This is a genomic window from Paenibacillus albidus (assembly GCF_014644435.1).
Classification (GTDB): domain Bacteria; phylum Bacillota; class Bacilli; order Paenibacillales; family Paenibacillaceae; genus Paenibacillus_AQ; species Paenibacillus_AQ albidus.
The window spans coordinates 239,707-260,912 of sequence record NZ_BMKR01000005.1 but is presented as its reverse complement, the minus strand read 5'-3'; the positions used below and the strand labels follow the sequence as shown (position 1 = coordinate 260,912).

At 49.9% G+C, this 21,206-nt stretch carries 17 protein-coding genes and 1 pseudogene; 2 read left to right on the top strand and 16 right to left on the bottom strand.

Going from position 1 to position 21,206, the window contains the following annotated elements:
- Positions 1 to 282: 282 nt before the first annotated feature.
- The gene (locus IEY53_RS07765; protein WP_189023615.1) at positions 283 to 774 is read right to left on the bottom strand and encodes a DinB family protein; all 492 of its coding nucleotides are present in this window, start codon (positions 772 to 774) and stop codon (positions 283 to 285) included.
- Between the two features lie 177 nt (positions 775 to 951).
- Here IEY53_RS07765 and IEY53_RS36365 point away from each other — a divergent pair, with 177 nt between their 5' ends.
- Complete coding sequence (locus tag IEY53_RS36365; protein WP_505819927.1) at positions 952 to 1,230, top strand: YjcN family protein; 279 nt, start codon at positions 952 to 954, stop codon at positions 1,228 to 1,230.
- Between the two features lie 546 nt (positions 1,231 to 1,776).
- Here the strand turns inward: IEY53_RS36365 and lacZ are convergent.
- The 13 genes from lacZ to IEY53_RS07700 form a co-directional block, all read right to left on the bottom strand.
- Complete coding sequence (lacZ, locus tag IEY53_RS07760) at positions 1,777 to 4,836, bottom strand: beta-galactosidase, LacZ type (RefSeq protein ID WP_373293823.1); 3,060 nt, start codon at positions 4,834 to 4,836, stop codon at positions 1,777 to 1,779.
- A 316-nt stretch (positions 4,837 to 5,152) separates the two neighbouring features.
- Positions 5,153 to 5,977, bottom strand: a complete 825-nt coding sequence (locus IEY53_RS07755; RefSeq protein WP_189023611.1) for a carbohydrate ABC transporter permease — start codon at positions 5,975 to 5,977, stop codon at positions 5,153 to 5,155.
- Positions 5,970 to 6,866 (bottom strand): carbohydrate ABC transporter permease, encoded by an 897-nt coding sequence (locus tag IEY53_RS07750; protein WP_189023609.1) that lies wholly within the window; start codon positions 6,864 to 6,866, stop codon positions 5,970 to 5,972. The genes IEY53_RS07755 and IEY53_RS07750 overlap by 8 nt, the downstream gene beginning before the upstream one ends.
- Positions 6,867 to 6,995: 129 nt before the next feature.
- The gene (locus tag IEY53_RS07745; RefSeq protein ID WP_189023607.1) at positions 6,996 to 8,303 is read right to left on the bottom strand and encodes an ABC transporter substrate-binding protein; all 1,308 of its coding nucleotides are present in this window, start codon (positions 8,301 to 8,303) and stop codon (positions 6,996 to 6,998) included.
- A 190-nt stretch (positions 8,304 to 8,493) separates the two neighbouring features.
- Positions 8,494 to 10,272: a cache domain-containing sensor histidine kinase gene (locus tag IEY53_RS07740; RefSeq protein WP_189023605.1), complete on the bottom strand. Its 1,779-nt coding sequence runs from the start codon at positions 10,270 to 10,272 to the stop codon at positions 8,494 to 8,496.
- Between the two features lie 9 nt (positions 10,273 to 10,281).
- Entirely contained in the window at positions 10,282 to 11,829 is a 1,548-nt protein-coding gene (locus IEY53_RS07735; RefSeq protein ID WP_189023603.1) for a response regulator transcription factor, read from the bottom strand.
- Between the two features lie 197 nt (positions 11,830 to 12,026).
- Positions 12,027 to 12,461: a GNAT family N-acetyltransferase gene (locus IEY53_RS07730; protein ID WP_189023601.1), complete on the bottom strand. Its 435-nt coding sequence runs from the start codon at positions 12,459 to 12,461 to the stop codon at positions 12,027 to 12,029.
- Between the two features lie 38 nt (positions 12,462 to 12,499).
- On the bottom strand, positions 12,500 to 12,643 hold the full coding sequence (locus IEY53_RS07725; RefSeq protein WP_189023599.1) for a hypothetical protein: 144 nt from the start codon (positions 12,641 to 12,643) through the stop codon (positions 12,500 to 12,502).
- A 417-nt stretch (positions 12,644 to 13,060) separates the two neighbouring features.
- Positions 13,061 to 14,479 carry an NAD-dependent malic enzyme gene (locus IEY53_RS07720; RefSeq protein WP_189023597.1) on the bottom strand — a complete coding sequence of 473 codons (1,419 nt, stop codon included), beginning with the start codon at positions 14,477 to 14,479 and terminating at the stop codon, positions 13,061 to 13,063.
- Positions 14,480 to 14,707: 228 nt separating this feature from the next.
- The gene (locus IEY53_RS07715) at positions 14,708 to 15,214 is read right to left on the bottom strand and encodes a GTP pyrophosphokinase (RefSeq protein WP_189023595.1); all 507 of its coding nucleotides are present in this window, start codon (positions 15,212 to 15,214) and stop codon (positions 14,708 to 14,710) included.
- A gap of 254 nt (positions 15,215 to 15,468) precedes the next feature.
- Positions 15,469 to 16,014, bottom strand: a complete 546-nt coding sequence (locus IEY53_RS07710; protein WP_189023593.1) for a histidine phosphatase family protein — start codon at positions 16,012 to 16,014, stop codon at positions 15,469 to 15,471.
- Positions 16,011 to 16,817 carry a class I SAM-dependent methyltransferase gene (locus tag IEY53_RS07705; RefSeq protein ID WP_189023591.1) on the bottom strand — a complete coding sequence of 269 codons (807 nt, stop codon included), beginning with the start codon at positions 16,815 to 16,817 and terminating at the stop codon, positions 16,011 to 16,013. Before IEY53_RS07705 ends, IEY53_RS07710 begins: the two co-directional genes overlap by 4 nt.
- Before the next feature lie 60 nt (positions 16,818 to 16,877).
- Positions 16,878 to 17,480 carry a TetR/AcrR family transcriptional regulator gene (locus tag IEY53_RS07700; RefSeq protein WP_189023589.1) on the bottom strand — a complete coding sequence of 201 codons (603 nt, stop codon included), beginning with the start codon at positions 17,478 to 17,480 and terminating at the stop codon, positions 16,878 to 16,880.
- 120 nt (positions 17,481 to 17,600) lie between these two features.
- On the opposite strand from IEY53_RS07700, the gene IEY53_RS07695 reads away from it, so the two are divergent.
- Complete coding sequence (locus IEY53_RS07695; protein ID WP_189023587.1) at positions 17,601 to 18,596, top strand: acrylyl-CoA reductase family protein; 996 nt, start codon at positions 17,601 to 17,603, stop codon at positions 18,594 to 18,596.
- Positions 18,597 to 18,892: 296 nt separating this feature from the next.
- Here IEY53_RS07695 and IEY53_RS07690 read toward each other — a convergent pair.
- Together IEY53_RS07690 and IEY53_RS07685 are read right to left on the bottom strand one after the other, a co-directional pair.
- Positions 18,893 to 19,480, bottom strand: a pseudogene (locus IEY53_RS07690) (cupin domain-containing protein); the annotation flags it as partial.
- A gap of 107 nt (positions 19,481 to 19,587) precedes the next feature.
- Positions 19,588 to 21,180, bottom strand: a complete 1,593-nt coding sequence (locus IEY53_RS07685) for a sensor domain-containing diguanylate cyclase (RefSeq protein WP_189023583.1) — start codon at positions 21,178 to 21,180, stop codon at positions 19,588 to 19,590.
- Positions 21,181 to 21,206 lie beyond the last annotated feature (26 nt).

The window sequence follows — 21,206 nt, the reverse complement described above, 5'->3', positions numbered from 1 at the left end:
TCCCCCTCCGTTACTCTCAACCTGTTATTGTATTTTTCAGTTCATTCTATATAGAGGGAAAATTGCCCGCTAATAGGTTCCGTTTTGCCACCAGAGGGGCTTTTCATGAAATTAAGGGGTGGAATTCCCTATAAAATACCGATAATCAGCATTTCCATGTATTTAGCGGGTAATATTCCCCTTAATGCTTTTGACGCATCCGATTGTGTCAGCCGGGCGGGTTGATGCAGCATCCGTTCCGGTATAGATGATATTGCTCTCAAACTGCTTCAGACAATGGTATTACATTCGGCCGGGCAAGCCATCCATTAACCCTTTGCCGATAAGGTTGGCGGAGACCGGCGGTTTGCCGATTTCTCTTGACCACACGGACAGCTGGCCAATATGATGAATTTCATGGGCGATGACATGCCGCATCACTTCGCCCCAGGCATCGGTCACCGCTCTCCCATCCGGAAGGTGGTCTTCAAAGATCCTCCGTTCGAGCCCATCATGCCAGGCCTCAACGAAAGGCTCCACATCGAGACGGAATTTGGCATCCAGTGCCCGTACTTTGTCCAGACTGTTATACTGCTCGAAATCCTCCTGGAAATCCGGCTTGCCCTGGATGGCCTGAATCCAGCTCCATTCCACATCTGTGATATGAAACAGGGTCTTCAGAATGCCCCCGACGCCGCCCGTGCGGGTCTTCAGCAGCTCTTCTCCCGAAACGTCCTCGCACCACTGGTACCATTCTTCTCTAATCATCCAGTTATAATGAAACAACGTCTGCATGAATCAGCCTCCATAAGTTCGTTTTGTGTCCTATGTACCAGTGTATCATGTGTAAATAAGTCCCGGCAGGCCCCGAATGATTTTATACAAACTTTCCTGACGGCTGCGTGAGCGGCTGATAATGCTCAGATTTCCAGATCATTTTATTCCTATTTCTTCATTTAAAGGAGAGTCCACATGAAACGTATAACCAAACGAGTGCTGCTGGGCACAGTGTCAGCCCTTTTATTCTATATCCTTTTCATACCCCTTCCAACTCCCGAATTAACCATAAGACGTTATATGTTATTCAGATCACCAATCACTGCACTAACCGGGGATATCATCGAGGGACAAATTAAGAATGACCCCAAATACGGGAACCTGTATGTTCTACCTAAAGTTGAAATATCTTTCATCTATGTCCAAAAAAATAATTTCGGGTGGTATGTTACCACTCAGGGTACTGCTCCTTAAAGCACCTGAGGCAAGCAAGCCCCTTTGCTGAACAAAATCACCCTATGGGTGAATAACAACCCGGAGCTTGCGAGGCCCGGATTGTTGTTCAATAGGCATGATTATCGTCATATGGCTTGCTTAGAGCTCACATTGTTATACAACGTGTCATCTCTCGCCCATATAGGTGGTTAGGACATGCATTGTTGAGCGTGCGATTTGGCGTGGATCCCTCTGCGGATATGATGAGGTCCCTTCACGTTCTATCCACGGCTGATGCGGACAGGAAATCCCTTATTGGGGAGGATTCGTCTATTCAGCGGGATAAACGGACAGAGATTCCGCTAATTGTCCTATCTTCCCTCATTCCAGGGTCAATCGAACGATATAACGGCTCCTGAGTCCGAATCCCCCTGGAAAGCAGACTTTTTCGTAAAATAAGGTTTTCTCTGTCCGCTTCACTCCGCTGATGGAGCCCAATCCCCCTGCACAACAAAGAAAAAGTCGCAATTCCCAATAAGCGGAGAATTGCGACTTTGTTTTATTTACTGCTTGTAGAGCAACAACTTATTTCCAGGCCCGGGAAATCGTAAATTCATATTCCAATATGCCTTCGGAGCTAATGCGATACTCCGGATGGACCGGAGCGCCCCAGCTGTCATCTCCGCCGACACCCATCTGATCACCGGCTACGGTGACAACGGTATAATGAACCGGCGGCAGCTCGTACTGATGATAAGCATTCTCCAGTTCAAAAGCTGTAAACGGAGAAATCCGGCACTGCACCGGCTTAGTGGAGGGTGCGGTAATTACAATCCCTGCTCCGCCAGCATTCGTTATTGCAACGCGGCGTACACCGGTGCGGTTGCCCGACTCCTGCGGCACTACATAACCTGATACACTGTCAGCGGCCACAGTGCTGAATTCACCCAGTCTCGCGCCCTCACGGCGGTCACTGTAATTTTCTTCCGGTCCCAGTGCCAGCCATTTCAGCTGATTGTAGTCCGCCGGGATTTTGAAAGCACAGGCAAAAATCGGCAGTTCAGGCAACCCTGCAGTCCCTTCATAACGCGACTTCACCACAAGGCTTCCGTCCGGCAGCACCGTATAGGCGACATTCACCAATACATCCGGACTGATGTTCAAGCGGTAACTAAAGGCTACTGTCACTGCTCGTTGTTCCTCAGTAAGCTTCACCTCAAAACATCTGGGCATCAGACTGGCCGCGTACCAGGCTCCTGCCTGGAAACCTTGCCCCAGGCCCTTGTCGTTATCCGTAGTCGCTCTCCAGAACAGCGGTGCCGGCGGATAAGCAATCAGCTCCTTGCCCGAGTAATTCAGGGAAACCAGACTGCCGGCCTGCTTGGAGAAAATGATGCTGAAGCCCCGGCCTTTAACGCCGATGTTCACATCCCCTTCTACAACGCGCAGATCCGGTTCGTCTCCCTGTACGGCAGCAGGGACATTGCCTCCATTCGCTGCTGCCGTAAAGATGTGCTGGCCAAAGGCAACCTCGTGTCCGGCTTCGGCCCACAGCGTACTTTCCTTGAGACGCAAGGATGTATTGATCCAATACTCCCCTGCACCGGTGATCCACTCCTCCAGAGCAAACTCCACAAATCTATCCGTTTGCGGGGCTACGTGAAGCTCAAGAATACCGCTGTGCAGCTCTCCGCCTGCATTATGCAGGCTATAGTGCAGAGCATACTCGCCTGTTCCCCGGAAAAGACTTTCATTGCGGATCATCACACCCTGCCGCTCCGGGTGCAGCTTAATATCCTGATAGAGGAACTTCACTTCCTGCATCTTCGGGGACAGCTGGCGGTCGGCGTAGACGATCCCGTCCGTACAAAAGTTATAATCGGTTGGCCGGTCGCCGAAGTCTCCGCCGAAGGCCAGGAATTCCTTGCCGTAGCGGTCTTTTTTAACAAGCGCCTGATCGATATAATCCCAGATGAATCCACCTTGATACAGCGGATATTTATTCTCCAGCTCGGCGTATTTGTTCATGCCGCCCAGTGAATTGCCCATAGCATGCATGTATTCACAGTTAATAAAAGGTTTCTGCGGATCCGCCTGCAAATATTCCTCAATGCTCTCCACCTTGGCATACATCCGGCTCTCCATATCGCTCGTATCGTTATAACGGCGGTCGTTAAAGACTCCTTCGTAATGCACCAGCCGGCCCGGGTCCGTCTTGCGGAAATATTCGGAGACCTTATAGATCACTTCGCCCCCGAAGGATTCGTTGCCGCAGGACCAGATGATTATCGACGGATGGTTTTTGTCCCGTTCTACCATGGAGACTGCGCGGTCCATGACAATATCAAGCCATTCCGGCTTGTCACCAGGGATGACCCAGGAAGGTTCAATGGCACCTATTTTTTGCCATGAGCCGTGGGTTTCAAGATTCATTTCATCAATGACGTAGAGACCATATTCATCACAAAGTGCATACCACTCTGACTGGTTAGGATAATGTGAAGTCCGCACAGCGTTCATGTTGTTCTGCTTCAAGGTCTTGATATCATAGAGCATATCCTCCATGGTCACCGCCCGGCCTCTGCGGCAGTTGAACTCATGGCGGTTCACACCTTTGAACATGATCCGTTTGCCGTTAATCGTCATGATCTTGTCCTTCATCTCGAATGTACGGAAGCCGACTTTTTGCGGCACAACTTCAATGAGCTTCCCGGAATCGTCTAGGACATGGATATAGAGGTTGTACAGATTAGGGAGTTCTGCACTCCACAGAGCTGCCGCTTTAACCTCTATAGACAAATCAAGCGGTGCTCCTGTCCAATTGCCCTCGCTCCGGCCCGCCTGCTGTCCCTCAGGATCAAGCAGGGTTACCTGTACCTTGCCACCCGTTGCCTTGCCCTCCAGCTCCAGACTCAGGTGTAGAACACCATCTGTGTACGTGTCATCCAGGTCCGTACGTACGAATACATCTCTCACATGCAGTTCAGGCACCGTATACAAATATACTTCACGGAAAATTCCGGAGAACCTCCAGAAATCCTGATCCTCCAGCCAGCCGCCGGTACTGCGCTGATACACTTCAACCGCCAGCTTGTTATCCCCGTTCTGGCGTACATACGGCGTCAGATCAAATTCCGCAGGGGTGAAACTGTCCTCGCTGTAGCCGACGAACTCGCCGTTCAGCCATACATAGAACGCCGACTCCACGCCCTGAAACGAAATATACAGCGGCTTATCCTGCATCCCGGCAGGTACCGCAAAGTACTTCACATAGCTGCCCACCGGGTTGTGATCCTGCGAAATGTGCGGAGGCCGCAAATGCTCCAGCCCGTCCCAGGGATACATCGTGTTCACATATTGCGGGTTGCCAAAGCCCTGCAGCTGCATATGGCCAGGAACCTCAATCTCCGCCCAGCCTTCGGACGAGAAGTTTTCCTTATAGAAATCTGCGGCCCGGCTCGCCGGATTCACCGCATAATTAAACTTCCAGCTCCCATTCAGGCTATGGCGCAGCGCCATGCCCGCTCCCTGCTCCGCCTCTTCCAATGTCTCATAATATTTATGATCCGAATGTGCCTTCATACGGTTCACCGCAAATACACTTACATCCTCCAGCCAATCCAGGCCGGGCACTTTTTTGTTCACAGTCACTTCCGTATCCCCTTCCCTTCTTACTTGTATAGGTGAAATCTAGCCCGTCTTTAGAATTACGCTGCAAGGGGTTTGGGTATGGATCAACTTAAGGAACGAAGAGAAAATTTGGAACTGTAGAAGCGCAGCGTTCGCCCGAAAGCTTTCCGAAGGAAAGCTAGCATCGTAAGCATATGCTATCTTGGATTTCAACCGCTAATAACAGTTCAATTCAGAAATCCGAAGATAACAGCGATCGGAAGTCCAAATGTTTATCGCAGTTCCCATGGTTGATCCTTGACTTAACGCCTTACAGCAATCTAACAACGGCCTATTTCACCGATCCCGTCATTCCGGCCACAAACTGCTTCTGCATCAAAAAGAAGACTAGCGCCGTTGGAATCGTACCGATCACAATGGCAATCAGGATCATCCCGTAATCCGGGGAGTACCCTGAGCCGAGCGTGGAGATCAGCAGCGGCATCGTTTTGGTCTCCGGCGTCTGCAGCACAATGAGCGGCCACAAATAGTTATTCCAGCTGGACATGAAGGTGATAATGGCCGCTGCGGCGTAAGTGGTCTTCATTGTCGGGAGAAAGATCCGCAGGAAGATGCCAAACTCCGTCAATCCGTCAATCCGTCCGGCTTCCAGCAGCTCTTTGGGAAACATTTTGGTGCTTTGTCTGAAAAAGAAGATCAGAAACGCCGTCGTCATGGTCGGAAGAATCACCGAAGCCATGGTATCAATCCCCAGCACCGGAACCACATTGGAGATCCGGGCAAACATGCGGTAGAGCGGCACCATCATGGCCGCAAAAGGAATCATCATCGACAGCAGCAGAATGTTGAAGACGATGTCTTTGGAACGGCTGCGGTAGACCTCAAACCCGTAACCGGCCAAGGAAGCGATCAGCAGAGACAGCACTGTAGTGGTGATCGAGATTTTGGCCGAATTCAGCAGGGACAGCTGAAGATCCGTCGTTTCCAGCAGCTTGCGGAAGTTCTCCATCAGGTAGCTGCCCGGCAGCAGCCGGCCCCCCGTTACATCTACGGATTTATTGGTCGAGCTGACCAGCATCCAGAGGAACGGAAAAATTGAAATGAACGACACAATGCTTAAAAAAAGATAGGTGAAGAAACGTTTACCCTTACCCATTTTTCTCACCTGCCACTTTAAACTGTAAGAACGAAAGCAAAATAATCATGATTACAATGGAATAGGATACGGTAGCGGCATATCCGAAGTCAGCCGAATATTTGAAGGACAGGTTGTAGATATACTGCGAAATGGTTTGCGTCGCATTCCCCGGTCCGCCTTTTGTAATATTCATAACCTCATCGAACAGCTGCAGGGTACCAATAGTAGACGTAATCGAGGTAAACAGGATGATTGGCCTCAGCAGCGGGATGGTAATCCCGAAAAACTGCCGGGTTGCCGAAGCCCCATCAATTCTGGCTGCCTCGTAAATCGAGTTGTCGATATTTTGCAGAGCGGACAAGTAAAAAATCATGTTATACCCTGTCCAGCGCCACGTAATCGCAATGATAATGGTGATTTTGGCCCAAAACGGATCGGTGATCCACTCAATCGGAGCGCTGATCAGATGCAGCTTCATCAGGAAGGTGTTGACCAGTCCATTGCCTGCAAACAGATATTTGAACACGATCGAATACGCTACCAGTGAAGTTACGCAAGGCAGGAAGATCGCCGTCCGGAAAAAGCCCTTGAATTTCAGCTTGCTGTCATTAAGCAGCACGGAGATGAAAAGTGCAAGCACGATCATTACCGGCACCTGGACGAGCAAATAAATAAAGGTATTTTTAACGGAAGTGATAAAGGTAGCATCCTGAAACAACCGCTTGTAATTGTCAAGGCCGGTAAATACCAGATTGGTTCCTGTTCCTGTCTGGAAGGACAGGATAAGCGCCTCGACCATCGGATAGAAATAGAAGATAACAATCAGAATGACGGAGATCAGGACGAAAGACCATCCGGTTAATCCGCTTCTTCTGCGAGAATGTAGAGTTGCATTTGCACTTTTCACATCGGTCCAGCCCCTTTGAATATAGGTTGAATGTGCTTCTCAGGTATGAATAAACCCTGGACGCGGGTCTCACTCCCAAAAGAAGGAGGAGCGGGATGCACGCCCAAGGTTTACTGGTGAAACCCTCAGTTATTTAATCTGTGATTCGGCTTGCGCCTGGGCATCGCTTAATACCTTGTCAATGGCCTTGCCGTTCAGGTAATTCTGCATTTCTACAATCAGAATATCTTCGATCGCATACGTATGAACACCGTAGTTGACACTTGGAATTTGCTCTGTCCAAGCGGCAAAGTCCGAAACCACTTTTTGACCGCCGAAGAATTCATTGGCCTGACCATACGCTTCTCCGCTCGCAGCGGCTTTGAATGTACCAATGACACCGATATCCGTCAGTAATTTCTGGTACATTTCTGTATCCGCACCAAAGGTTTTGGCCATGAAATCCGCAGCCGTTTCCTTGCCGTCGACATTCATAACATACCAGGAGCTGCCGCCAAGGTTGGAAGCATGAACCGATTTATCGTTGCCTGCCAGCTTCGGAAGCGGAGCCACTGCCCATTTCCCGGACTGGTCAGCTGCTGCTGTAATCGAAGGCGTGATCCAGTTGCCCGTTGGAACCGAAGCCACATCACCGTTATTCAGGGCAGCTACGAACTGGCTCCAGTCCGCATGTACATTGGCAACATTGGAATCTGTAAGATTCTTGTAGACCTCAAAAGCTTCCTTCAGAGCGGCATTGTCCGCGATGTTCGGGGTTTTGCCGTCTTCCGTCAGATACCAGGAGCCGGCGGATTGAATCATCATCCGGATCAGGCCGAGGTCATTCGGATCCAGTGTGATCAGTGCTTTGCCGGTTTTGTCCTTCACCTTTTTACCGATTTCAATATAATCGTTCCAGGTGATATCCTGCAGATCGGACAGCTTGTATCCGGCCTGCTCCAGATAGTCGGTTCTTACATACAATCCGGTTACGCCGGAATCGAACGGGATACCGTATTGCTTGCCGTCAAGGCTGGTGGGTCCGCTTTTGTAATCGGCGAAGTCAGCTCCTTTGATTGAATTGCTCAGGTCATAGAACGAATCTTTATAGGACTGAAGGAACCCTTGCGAGCGATAGTCCTCGATCAGAACAATGTTGGGCAAACCTTTTGTGGTTCCGGAGTTCAGCCCGGTGTTCAGCTTCTGAATGATATCATTCTGAGCATACTCCACAATATTGATCTTCACATCGGGATTTGCAGCAGTGTACTGCGCTTTGGCAACTTCGAGGGCAGCGATATTAAAAGCCGGGTCCCAAGCCCAAATGGTAATCTCCTTGGCTGCTTCAGTGTTGCCTCCGGCATTGCCGGTATCCGCTGTATTCTTGTTGCCCCCATTCGCACCGCAGGCACTCAGGATCAGCATGCACATCAGTAATAACGCAAAGGTCTTTTTCATTGTCTTCCTCCCCATTTTCTGTATAGTGTGTTTTGAAAGCTTTTTCTGTAAGCGTTTGCTTATCTACATGAATATCTTATCACTGCCTCCACAGGTTTCGTTAGAAATTACTTTGTGCGGATTTGTCATTCTATTGACACATTGAAAGCGTTCCCTTTCCCTCCGTTTGTACTTTTTTTGGGTATTAGGATTAATTTTGTGTCGTAATCAGCGGCAGTCGGATTTTAATGGCCGTTCCTTCATTTATGTTGCTCGTAATTGTAATTCCATATTCTTTTCCATATAAAAGAATTATCCGGTCATGAACATTTTTGATGCCGATGCCGTTAAACAGCTGTCTTTTACTCTCCGGTCCGAACAAGGACCGTTCGGGGCTCATATTCTCCATCCCATCCCCGTTGTCCACGACTTCCAGAATCAGCATTCCCGCATCCTGTGAAGCGAGTACATGGATATAACCTTCGTTTTTACGGTTAAAGGCATGAAAAAAGGCATTTTCTATAAAGGGCTGAATAATCAGCTTCGGGACCCGGGCCTCCGTACAATCCGGCGAGACAAAAAAGTTCACCCTGATCCGTTCCCCATAACGTACGTGGTTAATAAAGACATAGGACTTCAGATTCTCCAGTTCCTCTGCCATTGAGATGGTCTCACTGACATTGCTGAGTGCATGCTGCAGCATGGAAATCAGGGCATGAATGGTCTGTACCGCCTTGTCCTTGCTGCCCTGCTGCACCAGGAAATTCACCGACGCAAGCGTATTATACAAAAAATGCGGATTGATCTGGTGCTGAAGCGCTGCCAGCTCGGCATTGCGCTGCTCTTTTTGCGTCAAGACAAGTTTGTCCACGTAATCGTTTAATTCATCCAGCATGTAATTGTAGGCGTGTCCCAGCTCCTGAAATTCAAAGCTTCCGGTTACAGTAATGTAGTTGTGGAAATTTCGCTCCGTAATCTTGGACATTTGGCGGCTAAGCAGCGTTAAGGATTTGGTAAGCCTTCTGGAAATCAGAAAAACAACAATCAGTGCAACGAGCACAATGGCCGAGCAGAAGAGCGCTACCATTTTGGTGTCAACCATCTGGCCAAGCGCCGTTTGTTTATCAATCAGATTCACAATGTAGAAGTCGTACGAGGGCAGAACATCGGCAAGCACAATCAAATCTTTGCCACGGAAATCCACGTTCACATAATCGAGGCCTTCCTGTTCAATCTTGCGGGCGTAGCCGAGCAGATCAGTGGCCTGCTGACCCAGCAGCTCATTCCGGTTACTGGAGACAATCTGCCCTTCCTTGTTCAGAATCGCCACATCATTGCCGGTACTGACAAAACTTTCGTAAAAAGACTTGAAGTCCCCCTCCTGAATGGTGATATACAATGAACCGTAGATATCCCCGGTAGTCCGTTCCATCAGGGCCTTACTGGCCACAATCACCGATTCTTGGGAAGTTGGTTGGTTGTTTTCCTGGTAAAAGTGGTACATCAGCCTTTTCGGCTCCGCCAATGTACTCTGGGTCAGCTTTTGTTTATTCAGCTCACTGTCGGTCAACAGCAGATTGTTCGTATTCGTAGCATAACTGCGGCCATTCTCCCCCATAATCTTGATCCCGACCTCATACCTGTCCACATTGGATTGAATCCGTTTCATCTGGGTGGTCATGTTGTAGTAGGTTCGCAGCATCGCCTGGGAAGTGGAGTCCTTTTCGCTCAAAAAGCTCTTAATCGTCCCGCTGAGCTGAGTGTTATTGGTGGCCGTAACAATGGAATAATGAAAAGATTCAAAGTTCGCCTTGATCTGGCTGATCACTTTGGAGTTGGTAATGCTGAAAGTCCCCATGAACAAACGCTCCGACATCCGGACCGTGGTCCATGATGCAGAGAGCGCAACCGCTATGATGCTGATAACCATCACAATGAATATCTTGATGAACAGACTGTGAAATTTGAACCGCTCCCAAAAAGCTTTCATGCGTATCTCCTATTCCTGACCGTAATGTTGGCGTCTATATGCGCTTGGAGACAGGCCCGTATACTTCTTAAAGACTTTGCAGAAATAACTGTGATCCCCGTACCCTACCATGCTGCTGATCTCCGAAATTGGCGCCTCACCTGCACGCAGCAGTTCCGCGGCCTTGCCGGTGCGGATACTGTTCAAATGCTCCTTAAATCCCTCGTGGTTATGAGCGGTGAACAGACTTGACAGATAGGATGGGTTAAAGTGAAAATGACGGGCCAGGTCGGTCAGACTCAGCGGCTCCGCATAATGCTCCTCAATGTACTCCAGCAGCTTTTTCATATTGGTAATACTGCCCGCAGACGGGGCCGCCGAGGAGACCAGCACCAGCACCCGGTCCAGGAACCGCTCCAGAACTCCCACCGCTTCGTCGGCAAACAATGCTTCGTCAATGGCCCGGAAAAGCGAATATTTCTGTTCCTCCAGCTCTTTGATGTGGCTGAATTGATTGGTGAGATTAAAGATAATATTGCCCAGAAAAGATTTAAACCCGAAGATATCGCTTTCATAATGGCCAGCTAAAGCGGCCACATGCTCCCGCAGATTCGTAAAGGCCTCATCCAGATGCAGCCGTTTGATTTGCTCGGTAAATGCAGCCAGGTTAAATTTCTCCGGGGGATGACCCGTCCTTGGCAGTTCATCATGGATCAACAGCACCTTATTCGGAAAAAAGAACCGGTATTCCAGCAGCTTGAGATAGCTCTCTTTATAGACTTCCCCCGCTTCGGCAAATGCCCGGAAGCTTGTACTGAGCCCCCAGCGCAGCTGCGGCTGGCGTTTGGCCAATGACAGCGACAAAGACTTCACATCCTGCATCAGATTAGGCCAACGTTCCTCCGGCAGATTCAGCAGAAGCACTCCTGCTTGTTCTCCGGGAACCGCAAAGCAGACGATTTCGGGGATGCTCTGCTTCAGAGATTGGATAATCTCTGCCTGTTGTGAGTCTATGCCCTCGCGTTTCTTGTCCTGATCAGCACTATCGCAGCCGAGGAAACTGAACACTTCATGAGGAAATTGCTCATGCAGCGCAGCAGCCTCCACCTGAACTTCATAACCGGAGATCAGCCTGCTGAGCAAATAATCAATGGATAACGTCTGATCCCCTGCCTCCACGGCAGATTCCAAGCCGGGAATCCGAGCGCTCGTCTTCTGGAGTACCTGCAGCAGCGCAGCAGCCTCCAGCTTAGGCTTCAGAATGTAATCAGCTACTCCGTTCTGAAAAGTGGAGCGGACATAATCGAATTCACTGAAGCTGCTAAGCACAATAACCTCCATTTGCGGGTAGTCCCGCTTCACAAGCCTTGTCAATTCTTCGCCGTCCATTACCGGCATAACGATATCGGTTATAATAATATGCGGCTTCAGCGCTTCCAGACAATCCAGCGCTTCCTGCCCATTGGATGCTTCTCCTACAAGCTGAAAGCCTTCGCGCTCCCAGTCAAGCACATATTTAATTCCCTGGCGAACTAGGATCTCATCATCCACAATCAGTACCTTGCACAGTTGGTTCATAGAACCTCCACCTACCCTTAAGTCATTTCGTCACGCTTTCAGAACCCATGAAGGGATTATAGAGCGCGATCCTCCGCAAGGTCAAATGGCAGATTTGCCAAGACTCACCGCAGGATATGCGGTTTACAGGTTAAAAAGGCCGGAAGCATAAGGCTCCGGCCTGCATTAAGTTCATATATTTTTATAGGTAGTCCTGCTCAGATATATTTCCGGTACCCCTCAACCTGCTCCTCCCGGTACCCCAAGGCTTCATAAAAAATATGCGCCTCCTTGCGTTTCTCTCCGGATACCAGAATAATGTAATAACAGTCCCGCTCCCGGGCAGCCTCTTCAATGGCCAACATCAGCTTCTTGCCTACTCCCTGACGCCGGGCCCGCGAGGAGACCACCACATTCTCAATCACCATAAACGGTCTGCAGTCGCCGACCAGATCATGACAGACAATCCCCATCAGCGATCCCAGCAGCTCCCCATCCACAAAAGCCCCCAATAAGATATATTGGCTGTCATCTTTAATTCTTCTAAAAGCCGCTTCAAATGTGCTAGTATCCGAGGGGGTATCGATCAGTTCCTGATATAAATTCTGCAGCGCATGGACCGAGTCCAATTCGATTTCTTTTGTAATTACCATCTGTTCATCCTGCTTTCAGCTTTTGCAAATAGTATACCTTATTTACGGACCTGCAGGTCAAACTCCTCCTTCTTACCGTCCCATTCCACTTCCACCCGGATCACGGATTCTTCTTGTTCGTGTGCTCCATTCCCTCCCAAACTCTGGATCTTCAAATCATTCATACGTATGGGCCCTTTCATCGTTTTACCTCCGCTGCTCATTCCTTTATAGCTATATTTAAGCTGCTTGATTTTTGCCTTTCACATCGTCTCTATCGCCCAATTTACTCCAACGAAAGGCATTTTTGCCTTTCACTTCGCCTCTATCGCCCGATTTCACTCCAACGAAAGGCATTTTTGCCTTTCACTTCGCGACTCCACATCCCCAGCATATATAGATGCAATAGAAATATCGAGCGTTATCAGGCGCTGGGATTTTTTTCATCAGTTTTGAGCTTATCCTATTTAAATCGGCAAGTAGAAACGGCTGCGCCGTCCTTAAAAGGACGGTATCCGTTTCAGCGAGAAATATAAGGATAAAGTATAGGGTGAAACTTATACTTTCTTATATTTCAAAAAAAGGACCGCACTCACTTACAAGTACGGCCCTCTTGTATGCTATTTGCCTTCCTCGGTAATATCCTTCGGAATACGGCGGGCAATATCCGTGGCAATGGCCGCCTGGATGACCGCAAGGCGCACCTGCTCCACCACTTTTTCATTGAAAATACTTGGAATAATGTATTGCTCGTTCAGTTCATCCAGATGAACGACCGAAGCAATGGCCTTGGCTGCCGCCAGCTTCATCTCCAGATTCACCGTTCTGGCCCGGCAGTCCAGCGCTCCGCGAAAAATCCCCGGAAAACAAAGCACATTATTGATCTGGTTCGGATAATCGCTTCTCCCGGTAGCAAGCACCCGGGCAAAGGGCTCGGCCAGCTCCGGCTCAATCTCCGGAGTCGGGTTCGCCATCGCAAAGACAATATTGTCAGAGTTCATGCTCTTCAAGTGATCCACCGTCAGAATCCCGCCTTGAGAGACACCAATAAATATATCTGCGCCCCGTACTGCATCGGCTAATCCGCCTTTCAGGCCTTCGGGATTGGTAACCTCGGAGAGTCGTTTCCATTCCGGATTGGCATATTCGGCGCCTCTGGCGAGAATGCCATCACGATCCACCGCATAAATGTGGCGTGCACCTGCCGCAAGCAGCAGATTGCAGATGGAGACCCCGGCAGCTCCAATTCCCACTACAACAATTCTGGAGGTTTCAACGGTCTTGTCCACAACTTTGAGCGCATTCAGCAGACCTGCGAGCACCACCACGGAGGTACCGTGCTGGTCATCATGGAACACCGGAATATCCAGCTCTTCCGTCAGCCTGCGTTCAATATCAAAGCAGCGCGGCGAACTGATATCCTCCAGATTAATTCCGCCAAACCCCGGTGAAATCGCTTTCACAATATTGACGATTTCATCCGGATCTTTTGTGTTCAGGCAGAGAGGGAATGCGTCAATTCCGGCAAGCTGCTTGAACAGCATCGCCTTCCCCTCCATCACCGGCATGGCTGCTTCCGGCCCAATGTCTCCTAAGCCAAGTACGGCGGTCCCGTCGGTAACAACAGCGACTGTGTTTCTTTTCATAGTTAGTGTATACGCTTTGTTCGGATCTTCGTGAATCGCCATACTGACACGGGCCACCCCTGGGGTATACACCTGGGACAGGTCCTCCCGGTTCTTGATCGGCATCTTGGGTGTAACTTCAATCTTACCGCCGATATGGGCCAGGAATGTCCGGTCCGAGACATTGATCACCCGGATTCCCGGCATACTTGACAAAGCACCGACAATCTCTTCATTTCCCGCATCCGCCACATTTACCGTGATATCCCTGGTCGTCACGTCCTTGCTGGCCCGAATGACGTCAATGGCCACAATATCTCCGCCCAAAGCAGTAATTCTGGATGCAACATCCCCAAAAGACGCCACCGATTTACGAATCTCCAGCCGGATAATCATCGTTGTCGCAATCGACATAGATTAAGCCCCCCTTTTCTTCACAAGCTTGTCTCCAATATACTACATCCGGGGGGGTAAATCATAGCTGGCCGTTTTTAATACCACTTTCAATCAGCGGTAATGGTATGTTTTAGTAAAATACAACACACTCATCATCTAATTTCGGGGAATGCCATTCTCCAGGAAAAACGGATAACGCGGTCGTTCTATGTATTCCAGCTGCTTTCCGTTCTCAAGATCTCCCTGCTACTCATAAACCAGCAGCCACTGCAGTTCCTGCTCCTTCACCCCAAGCTGCAGCAACGCCAACCGGTATTTGGCCGCACGGGCTGCATCTTTGGGTGTGCGCAGCTCTGGCGGAATCCGGCTCACATCCGAATTATCCACGATATCGCATACCTTGGCGATGGACGCGATCTGATTCTCCATGCAGCGCCGGATAAAGTCGGGATAAGTCTCCCCTTTCACCTTGGTCAGGTGCTCAATGGCCAGCACGACTTCTTCTTCCAGCCCCTTGTCCCGAAGGTCATCAAGTGTTACGGCGGTGTCCTCGATCAAGTCATGTCCAATGCAGGCTTTGACCGCCAATTGAAAGGTCTCTTTGGGAATGCCCCGGAAAACCTCCAGCTCCACCGCCTTTCCGAACACGTTCAATGCAACGCGCATGGGATGCAGGATATAAGGTTTGCCGGATTTGTCAGTTTGTCCTTCATGAGCCGCATAGGCTAATGCCATTAATTCATTCAGATTCATCCCGGTTCCTCCTGTACACATCTTCTTCCTCCAATGTACCATTCTTGCCAGGAAATAAAAATAGAGCGCCCGTGAAAACGCCCCTAATCTTAAATGAAGCTCGTATTTCACCGGTTTGGAAACTAACAGACCCGCAGAACGCTGCCGCTCTCCTTCTCGTAATGGTTCCCTGCATTTTATACATCAGAACAGACTTTTGAGCGATCCGAGCACGATTGTGCTGTACTAAATACATCAGAAACACTCAAGTTGGCTCAACTTTTGTTCTCAAAGGTATACAATCGGCCATTTGCCGGAGTGAAAAAATAATCTCCTGCATACCCTCTGCGGTGCAGCTCTTTACGGAGCACTTTCATAAAAGCGCCATGAGTCACCAGGAGGACATCTGCCCTTGGCCCCGACTCTATCTGATCCACCAGACGTTTGGCTCTGTGCGCTGTCTCCTGACGTGTCTCGGCTTGGGAACGGTGGGAAATATACCAGGCGATTCTCCCCAAAATCAACCATACGTATAGCGGCAGCTTAATCGGCCAATGAAAGACAGCAGCGATCTCTATTTCCCTCAGCTGGTCTGTGGACTGAAATTCCTGGGGCCAAACGGCCTTAGCCGTTTCACATGCCCGCTGCAAATCGCTTGACAGACAGTAGCTCCATTCTGCATGCAAGGGTGGAAGCTCCTGCGGAGGCGCAAGCGCACCTACATTGTATCCCTCTACCCACTGGTTGAATTGTTGCGGAGTCATCCACTTCCCGGTGCTGGGGTGTACAACTTTGAAGTGACGGATTAGTCCTATTCTCATGGTTTCCTGCCGATATAAAGCAGATGTGAAGAGATGCCGAGAATCGACGAATCATTAGCGGTCTGAATAAGCAGATCCAGCAGTTTCTCGTATTCGCCTTGATCCCGCCAATGCTGCATTTGTCCTTCATTCAGTGTAGCTGCAAAGCTGGAAGAACCAATGAGTTCAAGGGTTTTGAACCCCTTATTCTCCATGTATGGCACCACTTCTTCCAGATGAAAATAATAAGCCCCCGTGAAACGGCCCTCATCCTTATGATTAAAAACCCCATCGCTAAAGAAGGTTTGAATGGCGTCAAGGTTATCGTTGGGTCTCCACTGAGACGGGGATTGCAGTGAATTTATCACCATTCTCATCCGGCTCTGAACAGCAATAAACACCACCCCGTTCGGCTTCGTTACACGGTACAATTCTTCCAGTGCAGCTGCCCGCTCCCCTTCTTCCTGCAAATGATACAAAGGCCCCAGCATTAAGCAAACGTCAAATTGTTCATCCGCTATTCCCTTCAGATGGGTTGCATTCAATACGTGGAATCCATGAAACTTCGTGGTCAGGCCGAGTTCGGAGGCTTTTTCCCTTGCGATCCGGATATGTTTGGGTGTGATATCCGTAAGCGTCACACGAAGACCCAGCTTCGCCAGCTCCATTGCATATTTGCCGGGTCCGGCACCATTATCAAGCACTTCCCCTGTTACGGGCAAATACTTTTTGATGTAATACGAATTAATGATAAATTCGAGGGGTTCTCTTTCCAGCCGTCCCCATTCATCAAATCCTGAATAATAATCAATGATTTTGTTCATCTCAAGTGACTCCTTCGGCTAATTTGAATCCTGTCTACCCTTTCAAATCGTCTGCCGGCCTTAGGCACAGACGCGAAGCAGCTTCATGATGGCTTCCATACATGATTGTTTGTATAACTCGTGCTGGTCATCCGAATCCGTCATCAGCCACTGAATCAGGCAGCCGTCGATGACCGCACGGATGAGCGGTGCCGCCCTATCAGGTGTGAGCTCCCGTGAGAAAACCCCTTCCTGCTGGCCGAGCAGCAGAATCTCCGTGCTGATGGCAGAACAATTGTCATAGAAACGCTGATTGATCTCACGGTAAGCGGGTTTCCGGCTGGCACGGGCCAGAAAGTCCAGGTAGACACGGTAGAACTTGCGATTTTTACCCGGGGACACAAACACAGACTCGATATGAGCCGTAAGTTTCCCCATCGCTGTATCCTGCTGCTGGGCGGCAGTTTGCTCTTGTTCAAATATCCTGCCCGTCAGCCATTCCAGCAGTTCAATCAGGACCGCGTCTTTGTTCTCAAAATAATAATGTACAACTCCCTTGCTGACCTCTGCATGATCGGCAATGCCCTGAAGGGTTACCGCATCGTACCCCGACTCGGACAATGCCTCAAAAGCCGCGAACAGAATTTGCTTGCGTTTCTCTTCAGATTTCTTGTAACGGACCATACAACCTCCACATTTCAGGAAATAATGCATATTATATCACAGACATTAAAAAGTTGACCGGTCAGAATAAATCATATATAAAGAACATAACTACTCTTTCGTATTAAGGAGACCTCCATGATGACAGAAACATTTCAAGCCCTGGTAGTTGAGAAAGCAGAAGCGTCTTTTTCCGTCACCGTAAAGCCTTTAACTTTCTCGGATTTGCCCGAAGGGGATGTGCTCATTAAAGTAGCCTACTCCAGTGTGAACTATAAGGACGGCCTGGCCAGCATTCCGGATGGCAAAATCTTAAGAAGCTACCCGTTCATCCCCGGCATCGACTTGGCAGGTGAAGTCGTATCCTCCACAGACAGCCGTTATCGCGAAGGGCAGCAGGTCATAGCCAGCGGATATGGCATCGGCGTCTCCCACTATGGCGGGTATAGTGAATATGCCCGAATTCCTGCCGACTGGATCACGCCGCTGCCCGCCGGATTGACCCCGAGAGAGGCCATGATCTATGGCACTGCCGGCTTCACAGCCGCTTTGTCCATTCAGGAGCTCGAAGCACACGGCATGACCCCGGACAAAGGCAAAGTACTCGTCACCGGAGCTACAGGCGGTGTAGGCGGAGCCGCTGTGGCCATACTCGGCGCAAGAGGATACCATGTAGTTGCCAGCACCGGCAAAGCTGCTGCAAGCGAATATCTGATGAGCTTGGGCGCTGCCGAAGTGATCTCCCGTGAAGACGTAACGGGCGAAACTAACAAGCCGCTCGACAAACAGCTGTGGCAGGCGGCGGTTGACTCCGTTGGCGGGAATACACTCGCTGCAATTCTAAGCAAAATCGCTTATAAAGGCTCTGTTGCCGCCAGCGGTTTAACCGCAGGTACGGCCCTTACGACTACTGTGCTGCCTTTCATTCTGCGGGGGGTTAATTTGCTCGGCATTGATTCCGTGATGTGCGATTTGCAGACACGGCACAAGGTATGGAACCGCATGGCCGGTGACCTGAAGCCGGATTCGCTGGACCGCCTAGTGGATCGTGAAGTGACACTACAGGATGTATCCGGGGCTTTGGCGGCGATCCTAAAGTCAGATACGCAAGGCAGGGTGCTCGTCCGCATAGCTTAGAGAACAACAAACGGTTGCCGTCCTTGAGGATGGCAACCGTTTTTCCTAAGAACACTATACCTTCCTCACCGCCTGCTGCTCTACTCCTGTTCAACCACTGGCTGGACAAAGGGGGGCTGCTGCACATACGGCTGCCGGTAATACTGGGCATACCCCTGATTATAAAATCCTTGTGCCGGCTGTGTGGGGGTCTGGTAAGGATAAGCTTGCTGAGGCAGGGGCTGGACATAGGGATAAGGCGCATTGGCACTGGGCGCATTGGCACTGGGCGCATTGGCTGAGTTCATCGCATGGGCCTGATTCATCGCATGAGCTGTATAAGCCGCATTTTCGGCCTGTACTGGACCTTCCTTGCAGCAATCCGCAGGCGGACCAATAAAAGTGCCGGGTTTCACCGGTGCCAGCGCCTCTTTCAGCGAAGCTTCGTTAAGGCAGTAAGTATGGGCAAGTACGTTCGCAGGTGTCTTGCACAGGATGTCGGAACCTAGGATCACATTCGGAACCGGTGCGTTAAAGACAGCCAGCAGATGGGTGTTGTCTGCTGTTGCCACTTCATAATGCCACCAGCCCTGGGGTACATTTGCAACCTGCCCGGGTTGTATCGGGAAATGCAGCAATTCATTCGTAAACGGATTGATCAGAGAGACCACCGCAGAGCCGCAGATACAGTAGACCAGCTCTGCTGCGTTTTGGTGGTAATGGGGCTCCACTACGTTAGATTTGCTCAGAAAGATATCAAGCAGTGATACATTATCGAGCGTATTCAGCTGTTTGACGGATAACATGTTGATGTAGTTGCAGGCATCTTTTTTAAAGAGAGTATTCCGGTTCACATCGTAAGTAAACTGCGTATCGGGTGAGGTGTAATCCATATAAGACGTCATTATGCATTCCTGCCCTTCTCATAGCTTTTGTAAGCTTCCTGAGGATAAGATATGCATTCGCCTATGCCCGGGTGCAGAGTAACCCCTATAACACTGACTTCCGGGATCTATTCTTCTGCAACGACGGTCCTGTTTCTTCCCGAGCTCTTGGCCAGATACAGCGCCTGATCCGCTTTTTCCAACAGCTCCTCCCGGGACCCGGCATGGGTTGGGTAATGGGCAATCCCCTGAGAAACCGTAACACGGGTCGGTATGGGGACATTGCTGTTCTCCACTGCGGTACGGACTCTCTCGGCCACGATAAAAGCATCCTCAGGTTTGGTCCGTGACAACAGGATGACAAATTCCTCGCCTCCATAACGGCAGCATACATCATCAGGCCGCATGGAACTGCTGATCATTCGGGCAACATGCCTCAGCACCTGATCGCCAGTCAAATGGCCGTATGTATCATTCACAAATTTGAATTTATCGACATCGATTACAATAAGAGAAAAAGGATGCTCCTGTACGATCCACTCCTTCAGGGTAAGCTCCAGCGTCCTGCGGTTAAGCAGTCCTGTCAGGGGATCGGTAGCTGCCTCCTGAGTCAATAGGTCCGTCTTCTTCTGGATATTGGACACGGCAAGATAAACGGCATTGGTCAACAAATCGGCTTCCCTGTTCCAATGCGGCTTAGCACTCGGCAACTTAACCTTTTCCTTGCCGACCTTGTTTACCAGATCCGCCAGAGACACAAACGGTTCGGCCAGTCTGCGTGCCAGGAGAATTACGCCGAGCAGCAGAGCCATAAACGGCAGCAGCGTATACCAGATAATGGTCCTGAGGTGGCTCACTAGCTGTTTGTGCATCACATCCGCCGGTGAGACAACCACCACTCCCCATCCGTTGGCCGGCACACTGGAATACCCTGCGAGCATTTCTGCCCCCCGGCTGCTAAGGGTTTGCTGCTCTCCGCTTTGCCTGTCCATCAGTTTCTGCACGACCTGGCTGCTGCTGACATCCTCTCCTATGCGGGTAATATCCGGGTGAAACAGCAGGTGCCCGTCGGAATCCACAATATAATAATAGGACCCCATTTCATCGATCCCGCCGTTGCCAAACATCAAATTCATCACATTATTCTCCTGAAGGTACAAGGTTCCGGCGAGAATACCCAGGTAGAGGCCATCACGGCTGATAAGCGGCTCGCTCATAAATACAATCAGCCTCTTGGTGGTCGATGTCATATACGGGGCTGAAATAAAAGGGGCTTTCAACGCAAGCGCCTCCAGCCCGGCCTTTGAGGTCAGCTTTTTGCCTGCGGTTTTGAGAGTAGACGGGGCCACATTTTGAACCACTCCGTCTGCATTCACCAATGAGATGGAATTAAAATAATTGCTGCTGTTGCGCAGGACTTCGAGATATCGATCCACTTCCTCAGGCATCATGGTATCGGAATTGGCCAGCATGCCGGCATTATACTCCAGGCTGCTCTGCATGGATTGAAACAACGAATCCATAGTATGGCTTATTCTAGCCGCCTTGGAGTAATTCAGATGCATCGTGGTTTCGATTAATGATTGTTTCTTCGATTCATAGGAAGCTATAAGAAGAATGGTTGAAGTTAGCAGAACCGCCAGAGTCACGAGGCCGGTAAGCAGCGAGGTGAGACTTATCTTGTTTTTCTCTCGGGGTTTCCCGCTTCTCGTGGACAACAACAAATAAACCCCCTTGTGTACTGAAA

Coding starts and splice junctions, on each gene's coding strand:
- IEY53_RS07725 (WP_189023599.1), bottom strand. CDS start 12,643: ATGAAAGGGCCCATACGTATGAATGATTTGAAGATCCAGAGTTTGGGA.
- IEY53_RS07695 (WP_189023587.1), top strand. CDS start 17,601: ATGACAGAAACATTTCAAGCCCTGGTAGTTGAGAAAGCAGAAGCGTCT.
- IEY53_RS07730 (WP_189023601.1), bottom strand. CDS start 12,461: ATGGTAATTACAAAAGAAATCGAATTGGACTCGGTCCATGCGCTGCAG.
- IEY53_RS07700 (WP_189023589.1), bottom strand. CDS start 17,480: ATGGTCCGTTACAAGAAATCTGAAGAGAAACGCAAGCAAATTCTGTTC.
- IEY53_RS07755 (WP_189023611.1), bottom strand. CDS start 5,977: ATGGGTAAGGGTAAACGTTTCTTCACCTATCTTTTTTTAAGCATTGTG.
- IEY53_RS07720 (WP_189023597.1), bottom strand. CDS start 14,479: ATGTCGATTGCGACAACGATGATTATCCGGCTGGAGATTCGTAAATCG.
- IEY53_RS07745 (WP_189023607.1), bottom strand. CDS start 8,303: ATGAAAAAGACCTTTGCGTTATTACTGATGTGCATGCTGATCCTGAGT.
- IEY53_RS07740 (WP_189023605.1), bottom strand. CDS start 10,272: ATGAAAGCTTTTTGGGAGCGGTTCAAATTTCACAGTCTGTTCATCAAG.
- IEY53_RS07710 (WP_189023593.1), bottom strand. CDS start 16,014: ATGAGAATAGGACTAATCCGTCACTTCAAAGTTGTACACCCCAGCACC.
- IEY53_RS07735 (WP_189023603.1), bottom strand. CDS start 11,829: ATGAACCAACTGTGCAAGGTACTGATTGTGGATGATGAGATCCTAGTT.
- IEY53_RS07715 (WP_189023595.1), bottom strand. CDS start 15,214: ATGAATCTGAATGAATTAATGGCATTAGCCTATGCGGCTCATGAAGGA.
- IEY53_RS07765 (WP_189023615.1), bottom strand. CDS start 774: ATGCAGACGTTGTTTCATTATAACTGGATGATTAGAGAAGAATGGTAC.
- IEY53_RS36365 (WP_505819927.1), top strand. CDS start 952: ATGAAACGTATAACCAAACGAGTGCTGCTGGGCACAGTGTCAGCCCTT.
- IEY53_RS07705 (WP_189023591.1), bottom strand. CDS start 16,817: ATGAACAAAATCATTGATTATTATTCAGGATTTGATGAATGGGGACGG.